11 protein-coding genes are annotated in these 15994 nt (G+C 74.0%); 10 read left to right on the top strand and 1 reads right to left on the bottom strand.

The window, feature by feature from the left end; genetic code table 11:
- The first annotated feature begins 5 nt into the window (after window positions 1-5).
- The 7 genes from ACZ470_RS00195 (at window position 6) to ACZ470_RS00165 (ending at window position 12179) form a co-directional block, all read left to right on the top strand.
- Complete coding sequence (locus tag ACZ470_RS00195; RefSeq protein WP_468422926.1) at window positions 6-1355, top strand: carbohydrate ABC transporter permease; 1350 nt, start codon at window positions 6-8, stop codon at window positions 1353-1355.
- Window positions 1352-2269: a carbohydrate ABC transporter permease gene (locus ACZ470_RS00190; protein WP_468422924.1), complete on the top strand. Its 918-nt coding sequence runs from the start codon at window positions 1352-1354 to the stop codon at window positions 2267-2269. Before ACZ470_RS00195 ends, ACZ470_RS00190 begins: the two co-directional genes overlap by 4 nt.
- A 132-nt stretch (window positions 2270-2401) precedes the next feature.
- On the top strand, window positions 2402-4669 hold the full coding sequence (locus ACZ470_RS00185; protein ID WP_468422922.1) for a bifunctional glycosyltransferase/CDP-glycerol:glycerophosphate glycerophosphotransferase: 2268 nt from the start codon (window positions 2402-2404) through the stop codon (window positions 4667-4669).
- A 147-nt stretch (window positions 4670-4816) separates the two neighbouring features.
- Entirely contained in the window at window positions 4817-7021 is a 2205-nt protein-coding gene (locus tag ACZ470_RS00180; protein WP_468422921.1) for a bifunctional glycosyltransferase/CDP-glycerol:glycerophosphate glycerophosphotransferase, read from the top strand.
- A gap of 7 nt (window positions 7022-7028) precedes the next feature.
- Window positions 7029-9251 (top strand): bifunctional glycosyltransferase/CDP-glycerol:glycerophosphate glycerophosphotransferase, encoded by a 2223-nt coding sequence (locus ACZ470_RS00175; RefSeq protein WP_468422920.1) that lies wholly within the window; start codon window positions 7029-7031, stop codon window positions 9249-9251.
- Window positions 9248-10549, top strand: a complete 1302-nt coding sequence (locus ACZ470_RS00170; RefSeq protein WP_468422918.1) for a hypothetical protein — start codon at window positions 9248-9250, stop codon at window positions 10547-10549. The genes ACZ470_RS00175 and ACZ470_RS00170 overlap by 4 nt, the downstream gene beginning before the upstream one ends.
- A gap of 73 nt (window positions 10550-10622) precedes the next feature.
- Window positions 10623-12179 (top strand): hypothetical protein, encoded by a 1557-nt coding sequence (locus tag ACZ470_RS00165; protein WP_468422917.1) that lies wholly within the window; start codon window positions 10623-10625, stop codon window positions 12177-12179.
- On the opposite strand, the gene ACZ470_RS00160 is transcribed toward ACZ470_RS00165, so the two are convergent.
- Window positions 12169-12582: an organic hydroperoxide resistance protein gene (locus tag ACZ470_RS00160; RefSeq protein WP_193510828.1), complete on the bottom strand. Its 414-nt coding sequence runs from the start codon at window positions 12580-12582 to the stop codon at window positions 12169-12171. The genes ACZ470_RS00165 and ACZ470_RS00160 overlap by 11 nt on opposite strands.
- A gap of 127 nt (window positions 12583-12709) precedes the next feature.
- On the opposite strand from ACZ470_RS00160, the gene ACZ470_RS00155 reads away from it, so the two are divergent.
- The 3 genes from ACZ470_RS00155 to galE all read left to right on the top strand — a co-directional run bounded on the left by ACZ470_RS00155 (window position 12710) and on the right by galE (window position 15990).
- The gene (locus tag ACZ470_RS00155; RefSeq protein ID WP_468422915.1) at window positions 12710-13216 is read left to right on the top strand and encodes a MarR family winged helix-turn-helix transcriptional regulator; all 507 of its coding nucleotides are present in this window, start codon (window positions 12710-12712) and stop codon (window positions 13214-13216) included.
- 105 nt (window positions 13217-13321) lie between these two features.
- Window positions 13322-14953, top strand: coding sequence for a glycosyltransferase family 2 protein (locus ACZ470_RS00150; RefSeq protein WP_468422914.1), 1632 nt, complete (start codon window positions 13322-13324; stop codon window positions 14951-14953).
- Between the two features lie 56 nt (window positions 14954-15009).
- Window positions 15010-15990 (top strand): UDP-glucose 4-epimerase GalE, encoded by a 981-nt coding sequence (gene galE / locus ACZ470_RS00145; RefSeq protein WP_468422912.1) that lies wholly within the window; start codon window positions 15010-15012, stop codon window positions 15988-15990.
- Window positions 15991-15994: the final 4 nt, after the last annotated feature.

Here is a 15994-nt window from a genome sequence, read left to right as displayed (position 1 = left end):
CGGCGATGGCGTCGGACACGGCGGCAGGGGCACCGAAGGCGGCCCCTGCCGCTCCCAAGTCGCGCAAGAGCGTCACCGGCACCCGCGGCACCGTGGCGGCGCTGTTCCTGCTGCCCGCGCTCGTCCTGCTCGGTGCGCTCGTGGTCTACCCGATCGGGTACTCCGTCGTCCGCAGCTTCTACGACCAGTCCGGTGACGGCTTCGCCGGATTCGACAACTACCAGGCCCTGTTCACCGACGACGGCATCCGCACCGCGCTGAAGAACAACATCATCTGGGTGGTGTTCGCGCCGACGGTGGCGACGGCGCTCGGTCTGGTCTTCGCGGTGCTGACCGAACGGGTGCGCTGGGGCACGGCGTTCAAGCTGGTCGTCTTCATGCCGATGGCGATCTCGATGCTGGCGGCCGGGATCATCTTCCGGCTGGTGTACGACCAGGACCCGGACAAGGGCGTGGCGAACGCTGTGTGGGTGGGGGTGCACGACACCTTCGCCCAGTCGTCGGCGTTCCCGAAGGCGCACCCGGGCCGCGAGTCGCCGCTGGAGCCGGCCGGCGGCGGCGCGTTCATCACCAAGGGGACGGTGAGCGCCGGTGACACGGTGACGCTGCCGCTGGTCGGTGTCGCCCCGGACCTGATGCCGGACGAGGCGCAGCCGGCGGCGGCGCCGAAGCCGGAGGGGGACCGGATCACCGGCACCACCTGGCAGGACTTCACCCGGGGCAAGGGCGTGGGCACGCTGAATTCCGTCGACGCCTCCGAGCTGGGCTATCCGGGGATGCGGATCGAGGCCGTCAAGGACGGCGTGGTGGTGGAGACGGCCACGGCGGGCGACGACGGCACGTTCTCCCTGTCGTCCAAGGCCGACGGGGCACAACTGCGCCTCCCGGCGAGCAACTTCGCGGCGCCGTACAACGGGCTGGACTGGCTCGGCCCGTCGCTGGTCACGCCCGCGATCATCGGCTCGTACATCTGGATGTGGGCGGGCTTCGCGATGGTGCTGATCGCGGCCGGGCTGGCGAGCATGCCGCGGGAGCTGCTGGAGGCCGCGCGGGTGGACGGCGCGAACGAGTGGCAGGTGTTCCGGCGGGTCACGGTGCCGCTGCTGGCGCCGGTCCTCGCGGTCGTCACCGTCACCCTGATGATCAATGTGCTGAAGGTGTTCGACCTGGTCTTCATCATCGCCCCGGGCTCCTCCCAGGACGACGCGAACGTGCTCGCGCTGGAGCTGTACCGCCAGGGCTTCTCCGCGGACCAGCCGGGCGTCGCCAGCGCGATCGCGGTCTTCCTGCTGCTGCTGGTGATCCCGGTGATGTGGTTCAACGTACGGCGGCTGAGGCGGGAGGTGCGGCGATGAGCGCGGACACCGAGAGCGTCACCACCGGGGCGGGGGCCCCGCCCGTCAAAGCCGCCGGGACCGAGCAGTCGCTGGGGTCCCGGCTCAGCCAGTGGGTGAGCGGCGGCCTGGTCCGGGTGTTCCTGATCGTCGTCGGCCTGTTCTGGCTGGTCCCGACCCTCGGGCTGCTGCTGGCCAGCCTGCGCGCCCCGGAGGACATGGCGGCCGACGGCTGGTGGAAGGTGTTCACCGAGCCCTCGCAGCTCACCTTCGGCGCGTACGAGACGCTGCTGGAGAACGACGACATCACCGGCTCGCTGCTGAACACGGTGTACATCACCGTCCCGGCGACGGTGCTGGTCGTGGTGATCGGCTCGCTCGCGGGATACGCCTTCGCCTGGATGGAGTTCCCGGGCCGCGACTGGTGGTTCCTGGCCGTGGTGGGGCTGCTGGTGGTGCCGGTGCAGGTGGCGCTGATCCCGATCGCCGAACTCTTCGGCAACCTGGGCATCTTCGGCTCCGTGACCGGTGTCGTCCTCTTCCACGTCGGTTTCGGCCTGCCGTTCGCGGTGTTCCTGCTGCGGAACTTCTTCGCGGAGATCCCGCGGGAGCTGCTGGAGGCGGCCCGGCTGGACGGCGCGGGCGAACTGCGGCTGTTCGTCCGGGTCGTGATGCCGCTGGCCGGTCCGGCGATCGCCGCGCTCGGCATCTTCCAGTTCCTGTGGGTGTGGAACGACATGCTGGTCGCGCTGATCTTCACCGATTCGGGGAGCCAGCCGATCACGGTCGCCCTCCAGACGCAGGTACGGCAGTTCGGCAACAACATCGACGTGCTGGCGCCCGGCGCGTTCATCTCGATGGTGGTCCCGCTGGTCGTGTTCTTCGCGTTCCAGCGGCAGTTCGTCTCCGGTGTGATGGCGGGGGCGGTGAAGTAGCCGCGAGGGGCGGACCCGTGCGGGTCCGCCCCTTCGTGTGACGGGCGTCCCCCGGATGCCGCAGGGGGCGTAACCAAGTCGGCCCAGCGGCCGTTGCCGGGCCGAACGCCCGCACCGACCGTTGGATGCCCCTTGCCCAGGTTCAGTGTCATTGTCCCCGCGTACCAGGTTCAGGCGTATCTGCACGAGTGCCTGGAGTCGGTGCTGTCGCAGTCGTATCCCGACCTCGAACTGATCGCCGTCGACGACTGCTCGCCGGACGCCTGCGGTGCGGTGATCGACGAGTTCGCGGCCCGCGACCCGCGCGTACGGGCCGTGCACCTGCCGGAGAACACCGGCCTCGGGCCGGCCCGCAACGCGGGGATGGAGCGGGCGACGGGCGACTACCTGGTGTTCCTGGACGGCGACGACACCCTCACCCCCGACGCGCTGCTCGCCCTCGCCGACCGGCTGAAGGAGACCGGCGAGCCGGACGTCCTGGTCTACGACTACGCGCGCACCTACTGGTCCGGCCGGGCCGTGCGCAACCGGGTCGCCGCGGAGCTCACCGAGCACGGTCCGGCGCCGTTCCGCCTCGCGGACCGGCCGGGGCTGCTGAACGTGCTGATGGTGGCCTGGAACAAGGCGTACCGGCGGGAGTTCGTGGAGCGCGCGGGGTTCGCCTTCCCGCCCGGGTTCTACGAGGACACCCCTTGGACGTACCCGGTCCTGATGACGGCGGAGTCGATCGCCACCCTGGACCGGGTGTGCGTGCACTACCGGCAGCGCCGGACCGGCGGAATCCTGCGCACCACCAGCGAACGGCACTTCGACGTCTTCGACCAGTACGACCGGGTCTTCGCGTTCCTCGACGGACGGCCCGAGCTGGAGTGCTGGCGGCCGGTGCTGTTCCGCCGGATGGTCGACCATCTGGTGACGGTGTACGGGCGGCGGGACCGGCTGCCGCGGGGTTCGCGCGCCGCCTTCCTGCGCCGGGCCCGTGCCCAGTACCGGCGCCATCGGACGCCGGGCGCGTCCGTGTCGGCGCGGGCCCGCGTCCATCACACGCTGACCCGGTTCGGGCTGCACCGCACCTACCAGGCGCTCCGGCTGGCGGCGGCCCTGCGCCGCCGGTCGGCCCGGTTCGCGGGGAGGCTGCGGCGCGCCCTGGGCCGCATGGCGCTGCGCCTGCACTACCGCGTCCAGCGGCTGCTTCCGCTCCGCGCCGACCTGGCCCTCTTCACCGTCCACGGGCATCGCGGCCACGGCGGCGACCCGGGCGCCCTGGAGTCGGCGCTGCGCGACCTGGCCCCGCACGTCCGTACCGCGTGGGTGGCCCGCCCCGAGCACCACCACACCGTCCCGCCGGGCACCCGCCGTCTCGTCCCCGGCACGGCCGCCCACTGGAGCGCGCTCGCCCGGTCCGCGTACCTGGTGACCGACACGGACGTCGTCGCCGGTCTCGTCAAGCGCGAGGGGCAGGTGCTGGTCCAGACGCGGCGCGGCACCCCTCTCGGGCACGAGGGCCTGGACCTGCTGGAGCGCCCCGCGGCGGCCCGGGACACCGACTTCGCGCGGTTCCTGGCGGGCGTCGACCAGTGGGACCACCTCGTCTCCGCCGACCGCCACTCCACCCTCACCTGGGAGCGGGTGTGCCCCGGCCGCTACACCACCCTGGAGTACGGCCGGCCGCGCACCGACCGGTTCCACACGGCGACCGAGGCGGACGTGGCCCGGCTGCGGGCGTCGCTGGGCGTCCCGGAGGGCTCGGTGGCGATCCTGTACGCGCCGGCCCACCGCGACTACCGGCGCACCCAGCCGCGGCCGCTCGACCTGGAGCGCGTGGTGCGCCGTCTCGGCCCCCGGTTCGTCGTCCTGTCCCGCGCCCGCGATCCGCACCGCGGGCCGGTCGAGGCCGCCTCCGACCGGGTCCTGGACGTCAGCGGCCACCCGGACGTCATCTCGCTGTGCCTGGCCTCGGACGCGCTGGTCACGGACTACTCCTCCCTGATGTTCGACTACGCGGGCCTGGACCGGCCGGTCGTGCTGCACATCGACGACTGGGAGGCGTACGAGGCGGCCCGCGGCGCCTACTTCGACCCGCGGGCGTTCCCGCCGGGGGCGGTCGCGGCGGACGAGGACGAGCTGATCGACATCTTCGCCACGGGTCACTGGTGCGGCGCCCGTTCCACCCGGCTGCGGGCGGAGTTCCGGGCCCGCTTCTGCCCGTACGACGACGGCCGCGCCGCCGAGCGGGTCGTGCGCCGGGTCTGGCTCGGGGAGACCGCCCTGCCCCCGGTCGTCCCGCCGGACGAGCGCCGTCCGGTTCCGTCGGCGGCCGCCGCGTCCGGCCCGTCGTCGCTCACGACGGTGCCCCCGCAGCAGCCCACCGCCCTGCTGACCGTCACCGATCACGGCTGACCGCCGTTTTCCCCACAGGGAGTCCCATGTCCCCCGGCTCGTCGCGGCCCACCCCGAGCCGGCCGCCCACCTGGCGGCCGGCGGGGCGGCCCGGTCGGCGCCCCACCCGCTGAGGACGCCCACGACACCGTCGACAGAGAGAGCAGCATGCCCCGCTTCAGCATCATCGTCCCGTCCCATGGGGTCGCAGGCCGGCTGGGCCAGGCGCTGGACTCGGTCCTCGCCCAGTCCTTCGGTGACTTCGAGCTGATCCCGGTCTGCGACGCGCCGGGGTCACCGGCGGCCGACGTCGCCGCCCGGCACGCCGACCGCGACTCCCGGGTGGCCCCGGTGCACGCGCCGCCGTCGGCCGGACTGGCGGGGGCGCGCAACGCGGGGACGCGGGCGGCCACAGGGGCGTATCTGCTGTTCCTCGACGGCGACGACGTGCTCGTACCGGGCGCGCTGGCGGCCCTGGACGCCCGGCTGGCGGAGACCGGGCCCGTGGACGTGCTGCACTTCGAGCACGAGCGCGCCCCCTGGTGGGAGGGCGAGCCCGGCAACCCGGCCGCACCGCTGCTGGCGAGGGCCCCGGACGGCGCCTTCGCCCCCGACCGTGCCCCGCACCTCACGGGCGTGGGCCTCCCGGCGTGGAGCGCGGCCTGGCGGCGCGCGTTCGTCACCGAGCGGGGTCTCGCCTTCCCCGGCGGTCACTTCACGGACGTCGGCTGGGGCGGACTCGCGATGCTGAGCGCCGAGCGGGTCGCGGTGCTGCGGACGGTCGTCGTACGGCATCTGGTGCGCCGGCAGGGCAGCCGGCTGAACCTGCCCGGTGAGCACCACGCCGAACTGCTGGACCAGGCCGAGCTGGTGCTCGTCCGGGCCGCCGAACTGGGGCTGTCCGCCGACCGGTCGGGGCCGCTGTTCGAGCAGCTCTTCACCGCCGTACTGAAGACCGCCGCCCATCCGAGGCGGCTCACGTCGGGCCGCCGGGCCTTCTTCCGCCGGGCGAGCCTCCTGTACCGCCGTCACCGCCCGGCCGGCTACCGGCCCCCGCGCGGCAGCCTCGGGGTCCAGCACCGCCTGCTGGCGTCCGGTTCCTACGCGGCGTTCCGCGCCCTGCGGGGCGCCCACCGCGCGGTGACGCGGGCGGTGGTGGCGGTGCCGCGCCCCCGGGGCCTGCGCACCCGGCTGCTGTACCGGACGCACCTGCGCCGTCCGCTGGACCCGCACCTCGCCGTGTACTGCGCGTACTGGGGCCGCGGTTACGCCTGCAACCCGGCCGCGATCCACGCGAAGGCGAGCGAACTCGCCCCGCACATCCGGTCGGTGTTCCTGGTGGAGGCCGGCCAGGAGCACACCGTGCCGGACGGTGTCGAGTACGCGGTCATCGGCAGCCGCCGCTACTGGGAGGTCCTGGCCCGCGCCAAGTACCTGGTGAACAACGCCAACTTCGCGGAGGGGGTGGTCAAACGCCCCGGCAGCGTCCACCTCCAGACACAGCACGGCACCCCGCTGAAGACGATGGGCGTCGACCAGTCGACGTACCCGGTGGTGGCCGCCGCGACCGGCAGCTTCACCAAGCTGCTCGGCCGGGTGGACCGCTGGGACTACAACCTCTCCTCCAACCCGCACTCCACCCGCGTGTGGGAGCGCGCCTTCCCCGGCTCCTACGAGCATCTGGAGTACGGCTATCCGCGCAACGACGTGTACTGCACGGCCGGCCCGGAGGACGTGGCCCGCGTCCGCGCTCAGCTGGGCGTCCCGGAGGGCGCGCGGGCCGTGCTGTACGCGCCCACGCACCGCGACCACCACACCGGCTTCGAGCCCGGCCTCGACCTGGAGGCGTTCTGCGAGGCGGCCGGGGAGGACGTCGTCGTCCTGCTGCGCGCCCACTACTTCTACGACCGGGGCACCGCGCGGGCCGGCGGCCGGGTCATCGACGTCACCGCGCACCGCTCCTCCGAGGACGTATGCCTGGCCGCCGACGCGCTGATCACCGACTACTCGTCGATCATGTTCGACTACGCCAACCTCGACCGCCCGATCGTCGTGTACGCCGACGACTGGGACGTCTACCGGGAGACCCGGGGCGTCTGCTTCGACCTGATGGACGGGCCGCCCGGACCGGTGGCCCGTACCCCGGAGGAACTGGCCCGGGTGTTCCGCGACAGGTCGTACGCGGACGCGGAGTCCGCCGCGCTGCGGGCCCGTTTCCGCGAGCGGTTCTGCGCGTTCGACGACGGGCGGGCCGCCGAACGGGTCGTGCGCCGGGTGCTGCTCGGCGAGCCGCCCGAGGCCCTGCCGCCCGTGATCCCGCTCGCGGAGCGCGTCCCCGCCCCCGCGGCCGCCGCCACCCTGGTGAGGAGCTGACGAAGCAGTGCCCCGCTTCAGCATCATCGTCCCCGTCCACAAGGTGCAGGGGTACCTGCACGCCTGTCTCGACTCGGTGCTCGGGCAGTCGTACCGCGACATCGAGGTGATCACCGTCGACGACCGCTCCCCCGACGGCTGCGGAGCGATCCTCGACGGGTACGCGGCCCGCGACGAGCGCGTCCGGGTGGTGCGGCTGCCGGAGAACGTGGGCCTCGGCCGGGCCCGCAACGCCGGGATGCCGCACGCGACGGGCGACTACCTGTTCTTCCTCGACAGCGACGACACCCTCACCCCGGGCGCGCTGCGTGCCCTGGCCGACCGTCTCGACGAGACCGGCGACCCGGACGTCCTGGTCTTCGACTACGCCCGCACGTACTGGTGGGGCGGCACCCGCCGCAACGCCCTGGCCCGGCTGCTGGCCGAGTCCCCCGGGGGCACCTTCACGGCCGCGGAACGGCCGGAGATCCTCGACCTGCTGATGGTGGTGTGGAACAAGGTCTACCGGCGTGACTTCGTCGAACGGGAGGGCTTCGCCTTCCCGCCCGGCTACTACGAGGACACGCCCTGGACCTTCCCGGTGCTGCTGACCGCGGAGCGCATCGCCGTCCTGGACCGGATCTGCGTGTACTACCGGCAGCGCCGCCGGGGCAGCATCCTGTCCACCACCAGCCGCAAGCACTTCGACGTCCACGAGCAGTACGCGCGGGTGTTCCGGTTCGTCGACGCCCGTCCGGCGCTGGCGCACTGGCGGCCCTTCCTGCACGCCAAGATGGGCGAGCACTGTCTCGACATCCTCTCCAAGCCGGACCGCCTGCCCCCGTCCGACCGGGGCGAGTTCTTCCGCCGTACGGCCGAGATGTTCCGGGCGCACCGGCCGGAGGGCGCCCGGGTCCCGGCCGAGCTGCGGGTGCTGGAAGGGAGTTACGCCGGCTACGTACTGCGGCGGCAGGCCGGGCGGGCGGGCCGGGAGCTGGGGCGGCGGGCCCGGCAGGCGCGTACGGCGACGGCGGCGCGGGCCGTCCGGGCCAGGTCCGCGGTCGCCCTCCACCGGCCCCTGGACGACGGCCTCGCGGTGTACTCGGCGTTCTCGCACCGGGGAGTGCTCGGCGACCCGGCGGCCGTCCACCGCGCGGCACGCGAACTCGCCCCGCACATCAGGGGCGTATGGGTGCTGGCCGACGAGGAGCGGGCCGCCGGGCTGCCGCCGGACACCGAGTACGTGCTGCTGGACTCGCCCGGCTACCGCAGGGTGACCGAACGGGCCACGTACTTCGTCAACAACGTCAACTGGCCCGGGGCGCTGGTCAAACGGCCGGGGAGCGTGCACATCCACACCCACCAGGGCACGCCGCTGAAGTACATGGGCGCCGATCTGCTGGACCGGCCCGGAGCCCGGCTCGGCACCGACGTGCCGCGGATGCTGCGCCGGGCCGACCGCTGGGACTACAGCCTGGTCGCCAACCGCCACTCCGAGCTGGTCTGGGAGCGCGCCTACCCCTGCCACTTCACCTCCCTGCGCACCGGCAGCCCCCGCAACGACGTGCTCGTCGGGGCGCCGGCGGAGCGCGGCCGCGCGGTCCGCGCACGGCTCGGGATCCCGGACGGCGACACGGTGGTGCTGTACGCGCCGACGCGCCGCGACTACCGCAGGGGCGGGCTGGTGGAGCGGATCGACCTCGCCCGGTTCGCCGCCGACCTGGGCGAGGGCCGCACCCTCGTCGTCCGTCTGCACCCCTCGCTGGCCGGCGGACCGGCGCGCGGGCTGGGCCTGGCGGAGCTGCACCGGCGGGGCGTGCTCGTCGACGCCACGGACGAACCGGAGGCACAGGACGTGCTGCTCGCCGCCGACGTGCTGGTCACCGACTACTCGGCCCTGATGTTCGACTACGCCAACCTGGACCGGCCGATCGTGATCCACGCCGACGACTGGGCCGCGTACCGGGCGAGCCGGGGCGCCTATCTGGACATCACGGCCGAGGCGCCGGGCCATGTCGCGCGTTCCTACCGGGAGCTCGCCTGGCTGTTCGACTCCGGGACCTGGCGGGACGAGGAGTCCGCCCGGCTGCGGGCGGCGTTCCGGGAGCGGTTCTGCGAGTTCGACGACGGCCGGGCGGCCGAACGGGTGGTGCGCACGCTGATGCTGGGCGAGCCGATGCCCGAACGGCCCGCCGGCCCGGCCCGGGTGCCGTCCCAGGCCACCGGCCGGAATCTGCTGACCCCGTCGTGAGCCCGCGCAACCTGGTCCTGCTGCTGGCCGCCGTCTTCGCGCTGCTGCAACTCGCCAACGTCACCGGCCGGGACACCCCGGACAGCAAGAACTACCTGTCGTACGCGCTGAGCCTGACCGGTGCGGACAAACGGGAGGCGGCGGCCGCCACCATCGACTACTTCTGCGCGGGCCGGGCGTCGATCGCGCACCGCGAGCAGAACGTGAACGTGGTCCGCTTCCACGCGCCGGACCCGGCCCCGCGGGTGCTGCGGGAGTGCCGGGAGCGGGAGTGGCGGCAGGTGGAGGCGCGGCTGGCGGCCGGGCAGACCGGCGGGCACACCGTGCCGTTCATGCCGGAGCGCTTCATGCGGATCTTCGAGGTGCGGCCCGGCTATCCGGTGGTCCTGGCGCCGTTCGTGTCGCTGTTCGGGGTGACCTGGGGCGTGTGGGCGGCGGGCGTGGCGGTCACCTGCGCGGGCGGGGTGCTCGCCTTCCTGGTGCTGCGCGCCCTGTCGGTGTCCGTGCCGCTCGCGCTCACCGGGCAGGCGCTGTTCATGGTCCTGCCGTGCGGGACGACGGCGATGCGCCCGATGACGGAGGGGCTGCTGCTGGCGCTCACCCTGGCCGCGCTGTGGGGCTGTGCGCTGGTGCTGGAGGGGCGCAGGACGCGGGCGGGCGTGGCGCTGGTCGGCGCGGCGCTGCTCGCGTTGTTCACCGTCAAGCACTCGCAGGCGCTGTTCCTCGGGCTGTGCCTGGCGGGCGCGGGCGCGCTGATCGCCGTACGGCGCCGGTCGCGGGGACTGCCGCCGGGGCGCGGGGTGGTGGTGCTCGCCGGGGCGGGGTGTGCGGGGGTGCTGGGCACGGTGCTGCTGTCCCGGCTGCTGGACTTTCCGTCGGTGTCGGAGAGCGTGCAGGACCTGCTCACCGATCACTTCGCCCGGCCCGACCGGGAGCGGCCCTGGGCGGAGTTCTTCCAGCTCCAGGGGAACTTCTGGATGGAGTGGCTGCGGCGGCAGGCGTGGGAGCCGGTGTTCCTGGCGTTCCTGGCGGCCGGTGTCGTGGGGGCGCGGCGGCGGCCGGCGTTCGGCGCCTTCTTGGTCGCCGCCGCCGGTACGGGGTTCCTCAACCAGGCCGGGCATCCGGACATCAACATCTGGGGCGACCGGCTGATCACGCTGGCCTGGCTGCTGCCGGTGCTGGGGGTGCCGCTGCTGCTGGAGCCGGTGGTGCGACGGGTGGCGGTGCCGGCGCAGGGGGCTTCCGTGCAGGCCGTCCGCCGACCGTGCGCCGACCGTCAAGATCACTCGATGAGGTGACGCGAGGTCATGTCATTGACCTCGCGGGGAACATACGGCAGATGTCTGGAACGCTTTTCTTCCTCACCACCCGATGAGCGCCGGAGTCCTCGTCCGGCGGACCGCCGTGCACGGTGCCACGGCGCTGCGCGGCGGCGGGTCCTGGCGCCCCACCCCGTACCAGCTGACCGGCTTCCTGTTCTGGCTCGTGATGGCGCTGGCGTACTGGAGGGTGCCGCTGTGCTGCGACGCCGGGCAGCACGCGGCGGTCGTCGAGCGCCTCAAGGCGGATCTGCTGGATCCCCGGCATCCGATGGCGGACCTGCCGGGGGCGGGCAGCCCCTACTACTCGCCGTTCGCGCTGGCGCAGGGCGTGTTCGCCCGGCTGACGGGGCTGGGCGGCTGGGAGGTCGTCAAGCTCACCGGTCCGCTGAACCTGCTGGTGCTGCTGACCGGGATCGGCCGCTTCGTGCGCGTGCTCACCCCACGCCCCTGGGCGCCGGTGCTGGCGCTCGGCGCGATGACGCTGCTGTGGGGGCTGGAGCGGGCCTGGTGGAGCGGCTATCTCAACCTGATGTCGATGACGGGCAATCTGGCCTACCCGTCGGCGTTCGCGATCGGGCTCGCCTTCTGGGCGTGGGCGCTGACGGGGGCGCGGGCCCGGGACGCGGGGGCCGTGCGGTACGTGGGTCCGGGCGGGCTGCGCCCGGTGTCCGGGTACGCGGCGCTGGGCGCGCTGTACGGGCTGATCCTGCTCGTGCATCCGATCACGGCGGTGGCGGCGGCGCTGGGGGCGGTGGCGCTGGTCGCCGGGTGGCAGCGGCGCTGGGGGCCGGCCGTCGTGGGGCGGTGGGCGCTGACGGGGGCGGTGGCCGTACTGACGGCCGCCTGCTGGCCCTACTTCGACGTGTTCGCGCTGGCCGGGGACTCCAGCGTGGACGCGATGCACCGGCGGTTGTACCTGGACCTCGGCGGGCAGTTCGGGCTGGCGCTGCTGGGGCTGCCGGTGCTGTGGCTGCGGGCGCGGCGCACCTCGTGGCGTGATCCGCTGGTGCTGATGTTCGCACTGGACTGCCTGGTGGTGGCGTACGGCTGGGTCAGCGGCCACTACACCTACGGCCGGATCCTCGGGCTCACCCTGGTGCCGCTCCAGTTCGCGCTCGCGGTGGAGCTGGCGGCGCCCCGGCCGTGGCCGGTGTGGCGGCGGCTGCTGGGCGGCGCCACGGCGGCGGGGGCGTGCGCCGGGTTCCTGACCGTGCAGGCCGGGGCGGTGGTGCCGGCCGGTTTCGAGCAGCCGCCGAGCTGGCCGGAGTACACGTGGGCCGCCCGGCACATCGGGCCGGGCGAGGTGGTGATCACCGACGGCTACTACGCCGTCCACGCGATCGCCGGGTACGGGCCGAACCTCGCCGCGCCGGCCTGGCCCGACGCGGCGCTGGACGAACGGGAGCGGCTGCGGCGGGCGGCCGACGTGCGCGCGTATCTCGACCCCGCCTCGAGCCGCGCCGAGCGCGCCGCGGTCGTCCGCCGGTACCACGCGCGCTGGCTGCTGCTGACGCCCCGGCAGCGGGTGCCCGAGGAGGCGGTGGTGGTGGCGTGGAGCCGGCGGACGGGGGAGGTGCTGGCGCGGGTCCCGGGTGTTACTCGATGACGAGGTCGACCGGGATGTTGCCGCGGGTGGCGTTGGAGTAGGGGCAGACCTGGTGGGCCTGCTCGACCAGCTTGCGGCCGGTCGCCTCGTCCACGCTGTCGGGCAGCTCGACGCGGAGCGTCACCGCGAGCGCGAAGCCCTCGCCCTGCTTGCCGAGGACGACCTCGGCGGTCACCGCGGCCTCGCTGACGTCGACCTTCGCCGCCCGGCCGACCACGCCGAGGGCGCTGCCGAAGCACGCCGCGTAACCGGCGGCGAACAGCTGCTCGGGGTTGGTGCCCTGGCCGTTGCCGCCCAGCTCCACCGGGGCGCTCAGGCCGAGGTCCAGCTTGCCGTCGGAGGTGACGGCGCGGCCCTCACGGCCGTGGGTGGCGGTGGCGACAGCGGTGTAGAGCGCGTCCATGGAAGGACCTTCCCTCTCGAGTCGTGACGCGGCCGGGCCGGTGGGGCCGGGCCGCCGAACGACCTCAAGTAGAGCACACAATTAAATTGCGCACAACTAAATGGTTCGCCGGAGCTACCCTGGACCCATGACAGCGACTCCGACTCCCCCGCCCGCGACCCAGGCGCCACCCCCGCCACCGGGCTCGGCGGACGACCTGCTCCGCCTGGACCAGCAGATCTGCTTCTCGCTGCACGCGGCGTCCCGGGCCTTCAACGGCGTGTACCGGGTGATCCTCAAGGACCTGGGGCTCACCTATCCGCAGTACCTGGTGATGCTGGTGCTGTGGGAGCGGGGCGCCCTGCCCGTGAAGAAGCTCGGCGAGCATCTGCGGCTGGACTCCGGCACGCTGTCCCCGCTGCTCAAGCGGCTGGAGGCGGCCGGTCTGGTGCGCCGGGAACGCAGTGCGCACGACGAGCGGTCGGTGGAGGTGCGCCCCACGGAGGAGGGCACCGCGCTGCGCGTGCGGGCCCTGGAGGTGCCGCGCCGGATCATGGCCTCGACCGGCTTCGAGGTCGACGAGATCCGCGATCTGAGCACCCGTCTGCACCGGCTCACCGCGGCGCTCGACACGGCGGCGGCGGAAGGCGCGTAGCGACCGGGATTCCCGCGCCGCCCCGTCCACGCAGGATCGCCAGGGCGCACCGGGGTACTAATGGGCACAGGAAAGACAAACCGCCCATAGCATCCCGAGGACGCCATGCGCCCCCACCGCCCTCAGGTCGCCGTCATCGTCATCGGCCACAACGACGCCGCCCACGTGACCGACGCCGTGCGCTCGGCGCTCGGGCAGGGCCCCGCCGTGCGCTCGGCGCTCGGGCAGGGCCCCGCCGTGCGCGAGGTCGTCGCCGTCGACGACTGCTCGACGGACGGCAGCGCCGGCCTGCTGGACCGGCTCGCGGCCGGCGAACCCCGGCTGCGGGTGATCCGGTGCCCCGTCAACAGCGGCGGCTGCGGCACCCCGCGCAACACCGGGCTCGACGCGGTGACCTCGCCGTACGTGATGTTCCTGGACAGCGACGACGTCCTGCCGCCGGGCGCGGTGGACGCGCTGCTCACCGCGGCGGCCGACGCGGACGCCGAGGTCACGGGCGGCCTGTGCGTACGCCGGGAGCTGCCCTCGGGGCGCGAGGTGCCGTGGGAGCCGGGGCTGTACGCCTCACCCGCCGTGCTCGCCCACCCCACGCGGCGCCCGCGTCTGATCCACGACACCCTGTGCGTCAACAAGCTCTACGCCACGGCCTTCCTGCGCGCACACGGCATCCGCTTCCCCGAGGGCCGGTTCCCCTACGAGGACGTGGTGTTCACCGCGCGGGTGTGGGCCGCCGGCCCGCGCGTCGCGCTGGTCCCCGACCCGGTGTACGTGTGGCACGTCCGCCGGTCGGCGCGGCGGCTGTCGATCTCGCTGGACCGCGCGGGCGTCGACAACTGGCGGGCCCGCACCCACGCGTGCCGCACCGCCCACGAGATCCTGCTGGGCGCCGGGCAGAAACGGCTGGCGCGCAGGGCGCGGGCCAAGTTCCTCGACCACGACCTGCGCATGTACGCGCGTGAGCTGCCGCTGCGCGACGAGGAGTACCGGCGGGAGTGGTGGGCGCACACCCGTGCGTTCCTCGCGGAGTACGACGCCGCCGACTGGGCCCGCGACCCGGTCGCCCCCGGCCGGCTGATCGGGCGGGTGGTGCTGGCCTCCCCCGAGCCGTGCGACCTGCCCCGGCTGCGGGAGCTGGCGGCCCGGCCGGCCCGGCTGTGCCCGCCGTACGCCCGCGCGGAGGACGGCACACCCCGCTGGTCGGCGGGCCTGCCCGGAATCACCCTGGAACCCCTGCTGACCCGCCCCGCGCCCCTCCTCCCGCTCGCCGTGGACGCGGAACTGCGCCCCCGCGCGCGGGGCGTACGGCTGCGGCTGCGCCTGCACGAGCTGTACGGCCGGGTCGCGCAGGCCGGGCCCTGGTCGGTGGAGGTGGAGTGGCGGCACCGGGACCGGACGGGCACGTCCGTCCGCCGTACGGTGCCCCTCCGGGCGGCCCCCGGGGACACCTGGACCGCCGAGACGACCGTACGGCTGGACCGGCTGGCCACGCTCGGCACGGGCGCCTGGGACCTGCGGCTGCGGGTGCGCTTCCGGGACGGGTCGAGCCGCAGGGTCACCGCGCACGCCCTCGCCGGGCCGGGACTGCTGCGCCGCCGCGCGGTGCCGAGCCCCCGCCACGGCGTGGTGCTGGTCCGGCCGTACGCCACCCACTCGGGCTCACTGGCCCTGCGCGTGGCGACCGGTGTGCGCGGAGTCGTCCCGGTGCTGCGCGGCAGGCTCTGGCGCCTGCTTCACTGAGGGCTGACCATTCTCGGCCACACGAGCACGGGCCAACGACGAGGGGACGGCCATCCATGACCTGGTTGATCACCGGCGGCGCCGGCTACATCGGGGCGCACGTCGTACGGGCGATGACCGAGGCGGGCGAAGGGGCGGTGGTGTACGACGACCTGTCCACCGGCCTCGCCGACCGGGTGCCGGACGGGGTGCCCCTGGTGGTCGGCTCGACCCTGGACGAGGAGCGGGTGGCGCGTGCCCTCACGGACCACGGGGTCACCGGCGTGGTCCACCTCGCGGCGAAGAAGCAGGTGGCCGAGTCCCTGTCGCTCCCGCTGCACTACTACCGGGAGAACGTCGAGGGCCTGCGGGTCCTGCTGGACGCGGTCACGGCGGCCGGGGTGCGGTCGTTCGTGTTCTCCTCCTCGGCGGCGGTGTACGGCATGCCGGACGTCGACCTCGTGACGGAGGAGACCCCCTGCGTGCCCATGTCGCCGTACGGCGAGACCAAGCTGGCCGGCGAGTGGCTGGTCCGCGCGGCGGGCCGAGCGGCCGGACTCTCCACGGCCTGTCTGCGCTACTTCAACGTTGCCGGCGCGGCGCGCCCGGACCTCACCGACACCGGCGTCTTCAACCTGATCCCCATGATCTTCGAGAAGCTCACGGAGGACCTGCCCCCGCGCGTGTTCGGCGACGACTACCCGACCCCGGACGGCACCTGTGTCCGCGACTACATCCACGTCGTCGACCTGGCCGAGGCCCATGTGGCGGCGGCCCGCGCGCTGCGCTCCGCGCCCGGCCGGGACCTCACGCTGAACATCGGCCGCGGCGAGGGCGTCTCCGTCCGGGAGATGATCGACCGCGTCAACGCCCTCACCGGCCACGACCGCCCGCCGGTGGTCGCCCCCCGCCGCCCCGGCGACCCGCCCAGGGTCGTGGCGTCCGCCGACCGCGCGGCCGCGGAACTGGGCTGGAAGGCCCGCCACGGCATCGACGACATGATCACCTCGGCCTGGGCGGGCTGGCTCCGGCTCCACCCGCCGGCCGGGCGGCCCTGAGAGC

The sequence above is a fragment of the Streptomyces sp. NPDC031111 genome, from assembly GCF_055570675.1.
This window is presented reverse-complemented; position numbering and strand designations above follow the sequence as displayed.

Excerpts from the sequence above, each read along its gene's own strand:
- ACZ470_RS00195 (WP_468422926.1), top strand. The coding sequence starts at position 6 with ATGGCGTCGGACACGGCGGCAGGGGCACCGAAGGCGGCCCCTGCCGCT.
- ACZ470_RS00165 (WP_468422917.1), top strand. The coding sequence starts at position 10,623 with ATGAGCGCCGGAGTCCTCGTCCGGCGGACCGCCGTGCACGGTGCCACG.
- ACZ470_RS00180 (WP_468422921.1), top strand. The coding sequence starts at position 4,817 with ATGCCCCGCTTCAGCATCATCGTCCCGTCCCATGGGGTCGCAGGCCGG.
- ACZ470_RS00150 (WP_468422914.1), top strand. The coding sequence starts at position 13,322 with ATGCGCCCCCACCGCCCTCAGGTCGCCGTCATCGTCATCGGCCACAAC.
- galE (WP_468422912.1), top strand. The coding sequence starts at position 15,010 with ATGACCTGGTTGATCACCGGCGGCGCCGGCTACATCGGGGCGCACGTC.
- ACZ470_RS00190 (WP_468422924.1), top strand. The coding sequence starts at position 1,352 with ATGAGCGCGGACACCGAGAGCGTCACCACCGGGGCGGGGGCCCCGCCC.
- ACZ470_RS00160 (WP_193510828.1), bottom strand. The coding sequence starts at position 12,582 with ATGGACGCGCTCTACACCGCTGTCGCCACCGCCACCCACGGCCGTGAG.
- ACZ470_RS00155 (WP_468422915.1), top strand. The coding sequence starts at position 12,710 with ATGACAGCGACTCCGACTCCCCCGCCCGCGACCCAGGCGCCACCCCCG.